Raw genomic sequence first — 12,358 nt, 5'->3', positions numbered from 1 at the left:
TGACCCTCGACCTGGTCGAGGCCTCAGGGTTCGGGGTGTGGAGAGCGAGATGCGCAGTATCGGGGAGATGGCCCGGGACAGCGGACTGGGCGTGAGCGCGCTGCGGTTCTACGACCGGTCCGGGGTGCTGGTCCCCGCCTGGGTGGATCCGGTGAGCGGCTACCGCTGGTACGAGCCCGGTCAGCTCGACGAGGCGCGGTTGCTGGCCCGGCTGCGTCGGGCCGGGATGCCGTTGGCGGACATCCGGCTGGTGCTGGCCGGCTGGTCCAACGCGGACACCGACCTGGTGCGCGGGCTCCTTCAGGCGCACCTGCGCCGTCTCGAACGGGGCCTGTCCGACGCCCGCAGCGAGCTCTCCGCACTTCGAGCCGTACTCGACCACAGGGAGAACCCCATGGCTTCGCTCCGCACCGCAACAGTCCGGCTGTCCGCCCCCGCCCCGGAACTGGCCGCCGCGCTGGACGCGGTCCGCTTCGCGGCCAGTACCGATCCGGAACTGCCGATGCTCTGCGGGCTCCTGTTCGACATCGAGGGCGAAGACCTGCGCGCGGTGGCCACCGACCGGTACCGGCTGGCCGTAGCGCGGACCCGGACCACCGGACACGACGCGGGACGGGTGCAGATCATCGTGCCCCTTCCCCTCGCCGACGCGATGCGGGCGCTGCTGGACGGAGAGGAAACCGCGGAACTCACCGTCGACGGCGGCCGCGTGACACTGGAGGCCGGCGACCGCCAGACGGCCGGCCAGTGCCTGGACCACGACTTCCCCGACTACCGCCGCCTCGTCCACCTGCCCGACCGCCGACGCACCCTCGTCGATGTCGCCGCTCTCCGGGAGACCCTGGCGACCGGCCCCGTCCGTACGAGTGAGCCACGGAACCAGGACGGCCCGCCCTGTGCCCTCAGCGTGCTGAAGTTCGCGGACGACGGCACGGTGACCGTCTGCGGCGACGGCGACGAGGACCAGCACCACATCGCCGTCAACCGCGACTTCCTCCACCACGCCCTCACCGCCGGATCCCGCCCCGAACTCCTCCTGGAGTTCACCACCCCCACGGCCCCCCTCGTCATCCGCCGCCCCGACGACGAGCACACGTTCTCGCTCCTGATGCCGGTCCGCCTGGAGAACTGATCCGGTCGGTTCGACGGCGGACTTGACCGTCACCCAGTCAGCACCGACTCCGGGAAAGGCTCACTCGTCACGGCCGACGAGGTCAAGGCTTGGCGTATTTCAGGGGACGGACGTAGAAGTCCCCTCCGAGGGCCCAGAGCCGGGAGCTCTTCATCGTGATCTGCAGCGCGTAGAAGAGACTCGGGCCCAACGAGCGGACGTCCGCACCGCGCCACCGCACCTGGTACCAGCCGTCCGGCCCCGGCTCGAGAACGCTGGGCCTGGTCGCGGGTGAGCCTCACACCCTTCTCGTCGAGTGACGGCTGAGGCTAGTTCTGACGCTAGGTGAGCAAGTGTTCGGCACCGGCTCCAGCCAGATGCCGGACGGTCAATCCGACGGGCCTCACCCCGTCCCCTGCCGGACGGAGGGTCGCTCCAGGGCGTTGTCCAGATGAGTGATGACGGCCGGCACGTCACCACTCTCGGTGCGCCGGATCAGCTGCAGGGCCGGCCGGACGAGGCCGCCCGGGCGCGCTATCAACCGTGCGAGCACGGCGGCCCGGATATCGAGCCGCTGGATGGTGGCCTCGCGCTCCTCCTCGTTCTGGCCGGCAAGCAGGACGGCGTTGTACCACGCCTCCTCGCGGGACTGACGGACACTGAAGTCAAGGATCCGCTCGTCGGTGCGGGCTCCGACCCGATCCAGCAGCGAAAGGAAGGGCGACAGGGCACCGACCGAGTCCTGCACCGCCAACACCACCCGCGCAAGGATGTCGTTGATCAGCAGAAAGTCGCGCCGCAACGCGTGGATGGCCTCGCCTGGGCTGGTCCACGCGGCGGCGATGGCCAGGTCGAGGTTGATGTGCGCGTTCACGCCGAGTATCAGGTGTTGGACGATGATGGTGTCGGCTTCGTCGAGCAGCCCGAACGCCTCGCGCCAACAACGCGGCCCGCTCTGGTCACGACGCCAGGCGTCGTACGCGTCGAAGTAGCGGTTGCCGAAGAGCGTGTCGAAACGGTCCATGCGGGCGCCGTCGTCGAACAGCCCACCGTGAATGGCCGCACGGACCTCAACGGTCACCTGTCGGTACAGCGCCGCGAAGTACCCGACCCGGTCACCGGCGCGGCCGGCCTCCCGCACGATCCCGGCAAGCCCGTCCACGACATCGTCGATGTTCTCTGCCGCCATGCCCAACTCCCCTCTCGCGATCCCCTCGTTCGGCCCGCGCTCTGGCCGCTGTCCGCAGTGCTGATTACAGCCCTGTCCTACCACCACACACCGGGGAGCATCCCCGCCCTGCAGGAAACGGACAGGAGCCCCGACCCTGCACGCCGCCATCCCCGGGGCGGGCGCCCGAACCCGCATCCGACACCCCGTCACCAGTAGTCGGGCACAGCGCCTTCCCGTGATGCTCGTTGCGGTGTCGCCTACCACGGCGGAACGTGACTGCTACCGAGATCGCCTCGACCCACTCCGGGTGATTGATGAACGGGTTCCGAACGTTGCCTGCCGGAACACTGGTTCAGCGGCCCAGGCGATGGTGTCTCCCGAGCAAGGCCACACACGGCCGTGTCACCGATCGGATATCGGTGACGCGGCCGCGCCGGACGTCGGATCAGTGCCCGTGCATCGGTGTCGCCTTGGCGTCCACGCCCGTCACCGTGATCGCGCCGCTGAGCTTCAGCTCCGCGCCCTGCCGCGCTGTACGGCATCCAGTGTGCGAACGACGGTGCCGCTGCCGTACGTCGGGCTTGTCGTACGGCCGGGGCGGTTCGCTGGCGCCCTTGTTGTACGGGGGCCCGCGATCTCCTCGACGAAGAGGTGATCTTCTTCAACAAAAAGGACATGCCTCCTGTACAACCCTTCCTCCCCATGCGGTGTCAAACACGGCGCCGGACATAGGCACGGGACCTGTCCGGACACCCCCGCGCCCCGAGCCAGCCGGTCGTATCTGAGCCAAGGAGCCGCTCATGCGCAAGCACCGCTCGGCCGCCGTCGCGGCGGCATCGTTTCTCCTCATCACGGGCGCGGTCACCGCGACCGCTCCGAGTGCCTACGCCGGAACACCCGGCGGAACACACGCCAACGACCGCAACACCGACTTCAACGGCGACGGATACGACGATGTGCTCGTCGGCGCCCCCGGGGCGACGGTCGGCGGGCGCAAGGGCGCCGGCATGGTGACCGTGCAGTACGGCGGACCCAAGGGCATCGGCACGACCAGGGCCAAGGCCTTCAGCCAGAACTCCACGGGCGTCCCCGGCGCCGCCGAGACCGGTGACAACTTCGGCAAGTCACTGGCCACCGGCGACCTCGACGGCGACGGCTACGACGACGCGATCATCGGCATCCCCGGCGAGGACCTCGGCGCCGTCGCCAACGCGGGCGCCGCGGTCATCCTGTGGGGCACGCCGAAAGGCCTCACTGGATCGGCCAGCGACTGGTTGCAGTCTGACGACCTCACCACGGGCGGCAGGTTCGGCGCCGCGCTCGCCGCGGCCCGCTTCGACGACACCACTCCCGGCGACTCCCTCGCCGTCATGGACTCGGTCGGGCTGACGGTCTACACCTTCGAGCCCTCCCCCCAGCCCACCGCCAAGAGCGCGGACGCGCAGGCGCGGCGGCCGGTCCAGAAGTCACGCACCACGCTCACCTCGCCCACGCGGAAGACGCTCAGCAAGGCCTCCGCCGCCAACGCGCCGGGCATCCGGCCCAAGTCGATGACCACGGGCGACTACGACAACAACGGCTTCGCCGACCTGGTCGTCTCCGGCACCAGCGTGGGCAACGAGCCGGGCTACGGCTGGTCGTACATCCTGCCCGGCAGCGCGTCGAACGAAGAGCCGCTGCCGATCACCGCGGTGCGCGGCGGCCCGGTCGTCGCGTCCGGCGACATCAACCGCGACGGCTACGACGACCTGGTCACCGGCGAGCCGCACAGCCCGGACGACGGCGGCGAGAACATGACCGGCGGCATGATCGGTGTCTACTACGGCAGTCCGGACGGCCCCGCCGGCCGGAAGGGGCCGGGCACCCCTCCCGTGTGGTGGACCCAGAACTCGGCGGGCGTGCCGGGCACGAACGAGCGGGGCGACGGCTTCGGCACCGACCTCTCCGTCGGCGACAGCAACGGCGACGGATACGCGGACGTGGCGATCGGTGTCGCGGGCGAGGACATCGGCGCCGTCACCGACGCGGGCGCCGTCACGGTCCTGCGTGGCTCGGCCAAGGGCATGACGTCCACCGGCGCACTGTCCGTGCACCAGGGCACCAAGAACGTCCCGGGCACCGTCGAGAAGGGCGACAAGTTCGGCGGCCAGGTCTCCTTCACCGACCCGAACGGCGACGGCCGCTTCGGCCTGCTCGTCTCGGCACCCGGTGAGAACACGAACGACGGCTACGTCTGGGTGTTCTCCGCGGGCCGCTCGGGCCTGACCACCTCCGGCTCCTGGAGCTACAGCCTGAGGGCGTTCGGCGGCCTGCCGACGGACGCGCTGTACGGGGCGGCGATCGACGACTAGCGGTACGGCTGTCGTGGAGCGACGACACCGCATGCCCCGGCCGCACGGCCGGGGCATGCGGTGCTTCATTACGAGCGATACCGGCCTCCGCGCGCAGGGCGTGGCCGATCCACCGCATCCGTACCTGCCCCATGCCCCGCACGCCCTCCACGGCACCCAGAGCTTCCTCGGCGCGCGCCACGAACTGCGGGGCGCCCCGGACGGGTGGGCTGCGATCGTGACACGCTCGCGGCCGGGTGAGGTTCCGTCCGGGTCTCCGGGCGGGACGATCGGGGTGTTGGAAAGGCTCACGCCTCTATGCACAGCCAGGTGTCGCCCGTGCGGAGCCAAAGGATTCCGTCGCGACCCTGGCCGCAGCGCAGGACGACGCGTCCGGGTACGTCGAGCCTGCGGCGGTCGGTCAGCGTCCAGGTCCTGCCATCAAGCTCGGCGCCGGTGAGTTCGACGGTCCGCCGGTTGTGGTCGCGGCGGGTCGGCACGGCCCGGTTGTCACGGACCGCGAAGCCGTCCGGGCTGGGGTAGCTGGTCACTTCGCCGGTGGACGGGGTGATCCTGGTCAGGAAGGTGCCAGATCGGCCGCCGGAGTACCAGACCAGCCACATTCGGCCGCCCTCCGTCGCTGCCGTGCAGCCTTCCAGCGGGTAGGCGGGCAGCCGGTCCCCCGGGGCCCACGTCGCACAGCCTTCGGTGTCCCAACCCGCGAGACTGGCGCCGGACTCGGGATGACCGCCGTAGATGCCCTCGTCCCCGTAGGCCGTCCAGATCCCTCCGTGGCGGTCGGTGGTCAGAGCGGGAATGTCGTCGCCGATGCAGAACTCACTCTCGGGCGTCCCCGATGCGGAGAACACCACGGCGTTGGGTGTCCTGAGGCCGTCCGTCTCGCTACGAAACGTACGGCCGCACACCAGCAGGAATCGGGATTCGGGGAGCAAGGCCAGGTGGCTTGGCCGGACTTGGACCTCCTCCACCATGATGCGCCGCTCCCCCTGCCCTGTGATGGTGACCAGCTCGCCCGTGAACGGGCCCCTCAGCCGCCAGCGGCCGCGGTCCTCGCCCTTCTGGCCCTCGTCAAATCCTCCTGGAGTTCGCCGCCCCCACGGCCTCCTCGTCATCCGCCGCCCCGACGACGAGCACACCTTCTCCCTGCTGATGCCGGTCCGCCTGGAGAACTGAACCAACCGCTACGACGACTGACTTCTTCCCAGCCAAGTCCAGGCGGTCCTCTCCTGGAGCTCCGCAGATCCGCCGAGTGCATGGGGTGTCTCTGCTACCCAGGCTCCCCTTCTCCGGTGGTGCGCGGGCCAGGGGCAGGACTGAGGCCGGCCTGGGGTTGCCCGCCGTCCACGGGGATGTGGGCGCCGTTCACGGCGCCGGAGGCCGGGGAGAGGAGGAAGGTGATCACACGGGCCACCTCCTCGGCGGTGAGCAACCGCCCGCTCGGGTTGCGTTGCGCATAGGCGGCGTACGTTTCCGGGTCCCGGAGGCGCAGGCGATCCCAGCTCTTTCCCGGCAGGAGGATGGAGCCTGGGCTCACGGTGTTGACCCGGACGCGGTGCGGGGCAAGTTCCTGGCACAGTGCTCCGGCCAGATAGATCTCGGCGGACTTGGCAGCCCCGTATTGGGCGGGGAACCGGGGCTTCCAGCCGGAGATGGAGGAGACCAGCACCACGGAGCTGCCCTCGCGGAGGTGAAGCAGTCCTGCTCGGACGGCCCGGACCGCATGGCCGCCGTTCAGTTCCCAAGTCGTGTGCCAGTCCTCACGCGTGGAGTCGAGGAGTCCGCCGCCACGCTTGCCGCCGACATTGGCCACCAGGCCGTCGAGTCCGGCGAGCGCGCGCCCGGCCTGGTCCGTGAAGTCCTCCAGTTCGTCCGGTGCGAGGACGTCCACGGCTCCGGTGATCACCCGCGTGTGGTACTCCTGCTCCAGTTCGGCCGCGGCTCGGGCGAGTCGGGTGGCGTCACGGCCGCAGATGGCCACGGACGCACCGTCCGCGGCAAGGAGCCGTGCGACAGCGAATCCGAGGCCGCGGCTGCCCCCGGTGACCAGGAACGTCCGCTCTCGCAGTCCGTACGTGACGGCGGGCTCTGTGCTCTCTTCCATGGCCCTCAGCCTGTCATCCGACCGCCCGGACCGCTCAGCGGACCAGTTTCCGGATGACGATGCCCACGATGAGGGTGGTGAACAGCAGACCGGCCGAGGTGAACGTCACGGCCAGGGCCGTCCATTGCGCGGTCTTGAGTTCCGACGGCAGGCCGGTGCCGACGTTCAGCCACAGGGCGAGCGCCAGAACCAGGGACTTCGCGGCGGACGTCACGTCCGACACCCCCTGGCCGGCGCCGCGCAAGGGACCCGCCAAGTGAAGTCCGACGGCGGTCAGGAGGATTCCTGCCAGGAGGACCCGTGCGGGATTACGGGCTCGTACGCCCCAGCCGAGGACGCCTCCGAGGACGCCTCGGGAAACACTGCGCCGGAACAACGGCAGCAGGGAAGCTTCGCGTTGCCGGGTGAGGTAGTAGAGCTGGTCGACCTCGCGGTTCCTGTTCCGTCTGGCCAGCGCCGCCCGGACCGACTCCATGGCTGTGCCCGTCACTTCGGTGAAGGAACGCTCCAGAAAGGCGACGATCTGGCGTCCGTCGCGGAAGACCTGACCGGCGAGTTCCATGTCGCCGACACTGGAGTCGGCGTCGAGGCTGTAGCGCGAGCCGCCGCCGGGCAGTCCGAGGGTGTCGGTGACCGAGGACCCGCGGAGGCTGATCACCGCGGGTTCCCGGGAGGTGGCCGTCAAGCGCATCACGGTGCTGTTGTCCAGGGACAGGCGGGCCTTCACGCCCGGCCGGCTACGGTCGCCCTCGCAGACTTGGAGGTCACGCACCTCCACGGGCCCTCGTACGGTGCTCTCGGTGATCGTGCTGCTTTCTCGGGCGGGGACCACCAGCCCGTTGACGCGTAAAGTCTCGCTGCACCGCAGTTCCGTGGCTCTCAACGGCTCGTCCAGGCGCACCCGTTGCAGGTTCAGCTCCTTCGCTTCGGCGTCACGCAGATCGAGAGCGGACAGCCAGAGGTCGTCGAAGGTGATGTCCTCGCGAGCACGCAGTGCACGCACGTCCACGCGCGGGCGACCGAGGCGTCCCGCGGTGACCTGGCTCTTGACTGCCAGGGCAGACAAGCGGGTCTGGGTGATGCGAACGTCTCCGCGCAGCGCGTTGAGCTGGGCGAGTTCGTCGACGCGCAGGCGCTCCAGCCGAGTGGTGCCGCAGGAGTGGAGGGCCAGGGAGACGAGCGAGGTGTCAGTGATGATCACTTCGCATCCCACGGGGGCGTTGCGGACGGTCAGGCGCCCGATGCGCGAGTTCGCCACGAAGACCGCGTCTGCCTCCACGTGGTCTATGACGAGTTCGTCGATGTGGCAGGAGCGAACGGTCAGTGTCCCGTCGATGGTGACTCGTTCGAGGGTGACCCGGTCGGCGGAGACGGCGTCCAGAAGGAGATCCGCCTCCACCTCCTCCTGACGCAAGTGGACGCTGCGGCCGGCGACGGTGCGCTGCCGGCCGATTCTCGCCAGGTCCTCGAGTGTGCGGATCGCTCCCACAGGCATCCCCCTACTGCTTGCGGTGACGGGCTTCGTCAGTACAGGACCGTCGTCAGGTCGTGAGGTCCAATGCCGCCCGAAGCTCTTCGGGCAGCCGTGCGGAAACCGGGCGGTCCAGCGCGGCGGCGACCTTCTTCGCCGCCTCCTCGGGTTCCGCCCTGTCGGTGCGCACCACCAGGTCGAAGAGGTCGTTCAGATCGGAGTCGAGGAGGTCCTGTACGGTCTCGTCCCAGGCTCTCAGCCGCTTGGCGGTGTCGGCATCACCCCGCGTGCGGGATCGGGTCTGGCACACGTCCCTCGGTACCCACAGCAACACCCGTAGCCATCCGGTCTCCGTACGGCTCAGCAAGGTGCGCAGATCGGCGACGTTTCCCATGTGCACCACCGGCACCAGCCCGCGTGCCTGGGACTCTTCCAGCAAGTGGCGGTCGACGGCGTAGACGTTGCCGTAGCGCCGGGTCTCCACCACGACGCGGCCCTGGTCACGCAGTTCGTCCAGTTCGCCTTCCGTGACGAATCGGTATCCGGTGGACCGCCCCGCCCCTTGCTTGAGCTTGGTGAGCAACTGGAACCGGGGGTCGACAGCGGACAACGCGGCGGTGACGGTGTCCTTCCCGGCCGTTGGCGGACCGTAGAGGACGACGGCGGTCATGACCTCTCCAGAAGACGGTGCGCCACGGCTTCCAACTGCTCGGCCAGCGGTCGTGACGCGGTGATGCGGTTGTCGATCAGGTGATGCGGGGTGACCGGACGGAGCGTCAGGTCGATGCCGTTCACGTACGCGGGCCAGTGGGCGAGCTTCCAGGTGTCCCGGGAGGCGTTACGTGAGATCAGGCGCTCGCGCATGGACTCCGCGTCGCTGTCCACCCACAGTGCCTCGAACCGGGCGCTGAGCCGACGGCATCGCCTCGTCACCCGGCTGGTCCATTGGGCGTCGGCGGCCTCGCTGAGGAACGGGGCCACCAGGACCACGGAAATGCCGCATTCGAGGTTTTCCCAGGCTGCCTTCATGAGGCACTCGTACTCCAGCGGCCTGACGTGATCAAGGTAGGCCGGACTGTGCCGGTCGTCCGGGTCGCCTCCCATTGCCTGGAGGAGTCGTTCCGTCATGGAACGGCTGAGCGTGTCCTTGTCGAGCATCGCCCAGCCCGTCGCCGCCGCCAGCAGCTTGCCGGCCTCCGACTTGCCGGACCCGGCGTAACCCGCGACGAGAGCCAGGGTGAGCCGTTCCGTGCCTGAGCTTGTGGTTGCCACTCGGCCCTCCAAGAGTGTTCTACGCGATCATCCTAGAAGTCCGGTGAGTTCGTCAGGGTGCGAAACTCCCATCCGGATACGAGAGTTGATGGACCTGCCGTGTCCACGGCGGACGACCGCAAGTCCTGAGGAGGTACTCGCGGCCGCCGGCCCTACAAGCCGCCCATGTGGGCGCCCAACTGCTAGCGTCCGCCCGCGTGAGTGACGGTGTGTATGTGGGGAACGGTGGCAAGGACGCGGCGCTCGACCGGGGGTGGCTGCTCGGGCACTTCAAGGGTGTCGGTGATCCGCGTCGCAGTGAGGCCGTGGAGATCAAGTGGGGGGTCCATCCTCGTGGCGACGAGCGGGTGCGGTGGGTGGAGGGGGAGGAACGTACGGCTCTGCTGGTGCTCATCAGTGGGCGCTTCCGGGTGGAACTCCCGGGCCGCAGCGTTCTCCTGAAGGAGCAGGGGGACTATGTCGTGTGGGGGCGCGGAGTGGACCACTCGTGGTGCGCGGAGGAGGAGTCGGTGGTGCTGACCGTTCGGTGGCCGTCCGTGCCCGGCTACGCGGTGGAAGAGGCGGTGCCGCCCGGGCGTCGGTAGGGCGCTCAAGCCCGCCGGGCCGAACTCGCGGCCGAGGCCGCTGGCCTTGAAGCCGCCGAACGGTGCGCGCATGTCGCGGGACGCGCCGTTGACGCCGAAGGTGCCGGTGCGGATGCCGCGGGCGACTTCGAGGCCGTGCTCCGGGTCGGCGGTCCACACGCCGCCGTCGAGCCCGTAGGCGGAGTCGTTGGCGATGGCGACGGCCTCGTCCTCGGTGTCGTACGGGATGACCGCCAGGACCGGGCCGAAGATCTCCTCCTGGGCGATCCTCATGGTGTTGGCGATGTCGGCGAAGTGGGTCGGGCGCACGTAGAAGCCCTTCTCCAGGCCCGGGGTGTCCGGAGCGCCGGGGCCGCCGAGGACCAGGCGGGCGCCTTCGGCGATCCCGGCCGCGATGAAGGACTGGACGCGCTGCTGCTGGGCCTGCTTGACCATGGGGCCGATCCAGGTGTCCGGGTCCATGGGGTCGCCCACGGTGACGCCCCGCATCATGGCGGCGATCGCCTCGACGACCTCGTCGTAGCGGCTGCGCGGGGCCAGGATGCGGGTGTGGGCGACGCAGGCCTCGCCGTTGTTGCCCAGCGACAGGCCCTTCAGGGCCGCCGCGGCCCGGGCGACGTCCGCGTCCGGCAGGACGATGGAGGCGGACTTGCCGCCGAGTTCCAGGCTGACGCGCTTGAACCGCTCCCCGGCGATGGCCGCGATACGGCTCCCGGCCGCGGTCGAGCCGGTGAACGCGATCTTGTCGACGCCGGGATGGGCGCTGAGGTACTCGCTGACCTCGCGGTCGGCGGGCAGCATGCTGATCACGCCCTCCGGGAAACCCGCCTCGGCGAGGAGTTCCTTGAGCCGCAGGCCGTCCACGGCCGTCTCGGGCGACGGCTTGAGGATCACCGTGCAACCCGCGAGCAGCGCGGGGACCAGCTTGACCAGGGCGGACTGGTGCGGCGCGTTCCACGGGATCACCGCCGCGACCACTCCCACGGGGGCTCGGCGCACCACGGTGCGGTGGCCGTTCCGGCCGGGCAGCTCGGACTCCCAGTCGAAGCCGGCGGCGACGTCGACGAAGTCGTCGTTGAAGCCCTTCAGGCTGCGCTGAAGCCAGCCGGTGAACCACATCGGCGAGCCGTTCTCCGAGGTGATGAGCGCGGCCAGTTCGCCGGCGCGCGTCGCGTGCAGCTCCTTGAACCGGGCGACCATCCGTCGCCGCTCCTCGGGCGCCAGACGCGGCCAGGGGCCATGGTCGAAGGCCTCGCGGGCCGCCGCCACGGCACGGTCGACGTCGGCGAAGGACGCCTCGGGCACGACGCCCACCAGGGACTGGTCGTGCGGGGAGCGGACCTCCAGGGCGTCGGAGGTGGCGGGGGCGGTCCAGGCGCCACCCACCAGCAGCTTGTCGAACGTGATCACGATGTCCTCCCTGATCCATACGGAGCCGGTCCGGCCGAGTTAGCCGAATGGCATTCTCTTAACTCTTCTCTGACCGTAATAGAACCTCATTCCCTTAACCAGGATGGTCGATATCCTGACCGCAGGGACACCGCGAGCGAAGAGAGGGTCATGAGCGAGTCGAAGCAGGGGTTCATCCGCGCGCGCAGCCCCGAGAACCGGGAGCTGCGCAGGCAGTCGATCCTGGACGCAGCCGAGCATCTGCTGGAGAAGTCGCAGGTCGCGGACATCACCCTGCGCGACATCGGCCAGCAGGCGGGCATCGCCACCTCGAACGTGCTGCGGTACTTCGAGAACCGCGAGGCGGTCTTCCTGGAGCTCCTCAACCGGGACTACGGCGCCTGGCTGGACGCGCTCCCGGCCGAGCTGGCGCCCGCCGACGCGGACGGCACCGGGCCGGCAGCGCGGGTGCGCGGGTTCGCCGAGGCCTACACCGCCTCACTCGCCGCCCGGCCGGTGATGTGCGAGCTGGCGAGCGTGCTGGCCAGCGTGCTGGAACGCACGGTCTCGGTGGAGACGGTCCGCGCCTACAAGCGCCAGGCGCTGGCCAACAACGACCGGCTCGCGGGCATCATCCACGCCCGCCTCCCCGAACTGGACGAGGCGGCCGCGAAGGAACTGGCCTCGGCGACCACCGTGCTCATCGCCGGCCTGTGGCCGTTCGCCCACCCCGGACCCACCGTCGTCGCGGCCGTCGAGGACCCCGCGCTCCTCGCCGCACATGTCGACTTCCCCGCCCGCTACGGCCGCATGATCGAGCTGCTCGCCACCTCACTGCGGGGCCCCGCCACCCCTGAGTGACGGCCCAACCGACGGGCCCGTTGGCCGGCAGGACCGCTCGCGTAGAA

At 69.8% G+C, this 12,358-nt stretch carries 11 protein-coding genes and 2 pseudogenes; 5 read left to right on the top strand and 8 right to left on the bottom strand.

The window, feature by feature from the left end; all coding sequences use genetic code 11:
- Positions 1-49 precede the first annotated feature (49 nt).
- Complete coding sequence (locus tag ABZ818_RS23325) at positions 50-1,132, top strand: MerR family transcriptional regulator (protein WP_361417742.1); 1,083 nt, start codon at positions 50-52, stop codon at positions 1,130-1,132.
- Positions 1,133-1,514: 382 nt separating this feature from the next.
- Here ABZ818_RS23325 and ABZ818_RS23320 read toward each other — a convergent pair whose 3' ends face one another.
- Entirely contained in the window at positions 1,515-2,300 is a 786-nt protein-coding gene (locus tag ABZ818_RS23320; RefSeq protein WP_361417739.1) for a DUF5995 family protein, read from the bottom strand.
- Positions 2,301-3,082: 782 nt separating this feature from the next.
- Here ABZ818_RS23320 and ABZ818_RS23315 point away from each other — a divergent pair.
- Positions 3,083-4,633 (top strand): esterase, encoded by a 1,551-nt coding sequence (locus tag ABZ818_RS23315; RefSeq protein WP_361417736.1) that lies wholly within the window; start codon positions 3,083-3,085, stop codon positions 4,631-4,633.
- Positions 4,634-4,709: 76 nt separating this feature from the next.
- On the opposite strand, the pseudogene ABZ818_RS23310 reads toward ABZ818_RS23315, so the two are convergent.
- A pseudogene (locus ABZ818_RS23310) lies at positions 4,710-4,814 on the bottom strand (cation diffusion facilitator family transporter); the annotation flags it as partial.
- Between the two features lie 106 nt (positions 4,815-4,920).
- Positions 4,921-5,604 carry a hypothetical protein gene (locus tag ABZ818_RS23305; RefSeq protein ID WP_361417733.1) on the bottom strand — a complete coding sequence of 228 codons (684 nt, stop codon included), beginning with the start codon at positions 5,602-5,604 and terminating at the stop codon, positions 4,921-4,923.
- A 43-nt stretch (positions 5,605-5,647) separates the two neighbouring features.
- On the opposite strand from ABZ818_RS23305, the gene ABZ818_RS23300 reads away from it, so the two are divergent.
- On the top strand, positions 5,648-5,806 hold the full coding sequence (locus ABZ818_RS23300) for a hypothetical protein (protein WP_361417730.1): 159 nt from the start codon (positions 5,648-5,650) through the stop codon (positions 5,804-5,806).
- 94 nt (positions 5,807-5,900) lie between these two features.
- On the opposite strand, the gene ABZ818_RS23295 is transcribed toward ABZ818_RS23300, so the two are convergent.
- The 4 genes from ABZ818_RS23295 to ABZ818_RS23280 are packed head-to-tail and all read right to left on the bottom strand — an operon-like array spanning position 5,901 to position 9,477.
- Positions 5,901-6,734, bottom strand: coding sequence for an SDR family oxidoreductase (locus tag ABZ818_RS23295; RefSeq protein WP_361417727.1), 834 nt, complete (start codon positions 6,732-6,734; stop codon positions 5,901-5,903).
- Between the two features lie 34 nt (positions 6,735-6,768).
- Positions 6,769-8,229, bottom strand: a complete 1,461-nt coding sequence (locus ABZ818_RS23290; RefSeq protein WP_361417724.1) for a hypothetical protein — start codon at positions 8,227-8,229, stop codon at positions 6,769-6,771.
- A 46-nt stretch (positions 8,230-8,275) separates the two neighbouring features.
- Positions 8,276-8,875, bottom strand: a complete 600-nt coding sequence (locus ABZ818_RS23285; RefSeq protein WP_361417721.1) for a guanylate kinase — start codon at positions 8,873-8,875, stop codon at positions 8,276-8,278.
- Entirely contained in the window at positions 8,872-9,477 is a 606-nt protein-coding gene (locus tag ABZ818_RS23280) for an AAA family ATPase (protein WP_361417718.1), read from the bottom strand. The genes ABZ818_RS23285 and ABZ818_RS23280 overlap by 4 nt, the downstream gene beginning before the upstream one ends.
- A 197-nt stretch (positions 9,478-9,674) precedes the next feature.
- Here ABZ818_RS23280 and ABZ818_RS23275 point away from each other — a divergent pair, with 197 nt between their 5' ends.
- Entirely contained in the window at positions 9,675-10,061 is a 387-nt protein-coding gene (locus tag ABZ818_RS23275) for a signal peptidase I (protein WP_361417828.1), read from the top strand.
- 6 nt (positions 10,062-10,067) lie between these two features.
- On the opposite strand, the pseudogene ABZ818_RS23270 reads toward ABZ818_RS23275, so the two are convergent.
- Positions 10,068-11,471: pseudogene (locus ABZ818_RS23270) on the bottom strand (aldehyde dehydrogenase); the annotation flags it as partial.
- 150 nt (positions 11,472-11,621) lie between these two features.
- Here ABZ818_RS23270 and ABZ818_RS23265 point away from each other — a divergent pair.
- Positions 11,622-12,311: a TetR family transcriptional regulator gene (locus ABZ818_RS23265; protein WP_361417715.1), complete on the top strand. Its 690-nt coding sequence runs from the start codon at positions 11,622-11,624 to the stop codon at positions 12,309-12,311.
- Positions 12,312-12,358 lie beyond the last annotated feature (47 nt).

The sequence above is a fragment of the Streptomyces sp. NPDC047453 genome, assembly GCF_040643155.1.
In the GTDB taxonomy this organism is placed as follows: Bacteria; Actinomycetota; Actinomycetes; order Streptomycetales; family Streptomycetaceae; genus Streptomyces.
Note: the sequence above shows the minus strand (reverse complement) of the source record. Positions and strands in the feature narration are given on the sequence as shown.

Bases quoted from the DNA above. Each gene is read 5' to 3' on its own strand.
- ABZ818_RS23325 (WP_361417742.1), top strand. From the start codon at position 50: ATGCGCAGTATCGGGGAGATGGCCCGGGACAGCGGACTGGGCGTGAGC.
- ABZ818_RS23320 (WP_361417739.1), bottom strand. From the start codon at position 2,300: ATGGCGGCAGAGAACATCGACGATGTCGTGGACGGGCTTGCCGGGATC.
- ABZ818_RS23315 (WP_361417736.1), top strand. From the start codon at position 3,083: ATGCGCAAGCACCGCTCGGCCGCCGTCGCGGCGGCATCGTTTCTCCTC.
- ABZ818_RS23305 (WP_361417733.1), bottom strand. From the start codon at position 5,604: ATGGTGGAGGAGGTCCAAGTCCGGCCAAGCCACCTGGCCTTGCTCCCC.
- ABZ818_RS23295 (WP_361417727.1), bottom strand. From the start codon at position 6,734: ATGGAAGAGAGCACAGAGCCCGCCGTCACGTACGGACTGCGAGAGCGG.
- ABZ818_RS23290 (WP_361417724.1), bottom strand. From the start codon at position 8,229: ATGCCTGTGGGAGCGATCCGCACACTCGAGGACCTGGCGAGAATCGGC.
- ABZ818_RS23285 (WP_361417721.1), bottom strand. From the start codon at position 8,875: ATGACCGCCGTCGTCCTCTACGGTCCGCCAACGGCCGGGAAGGACACC.
- ABZ818_RS23265 (WP_361417715.1), top strand. From the start codon at position 11,622: ATGAGCGAGTCGAAGCAGGGGTTCATCCGCGCGCGCAGCCCCGAGAAC.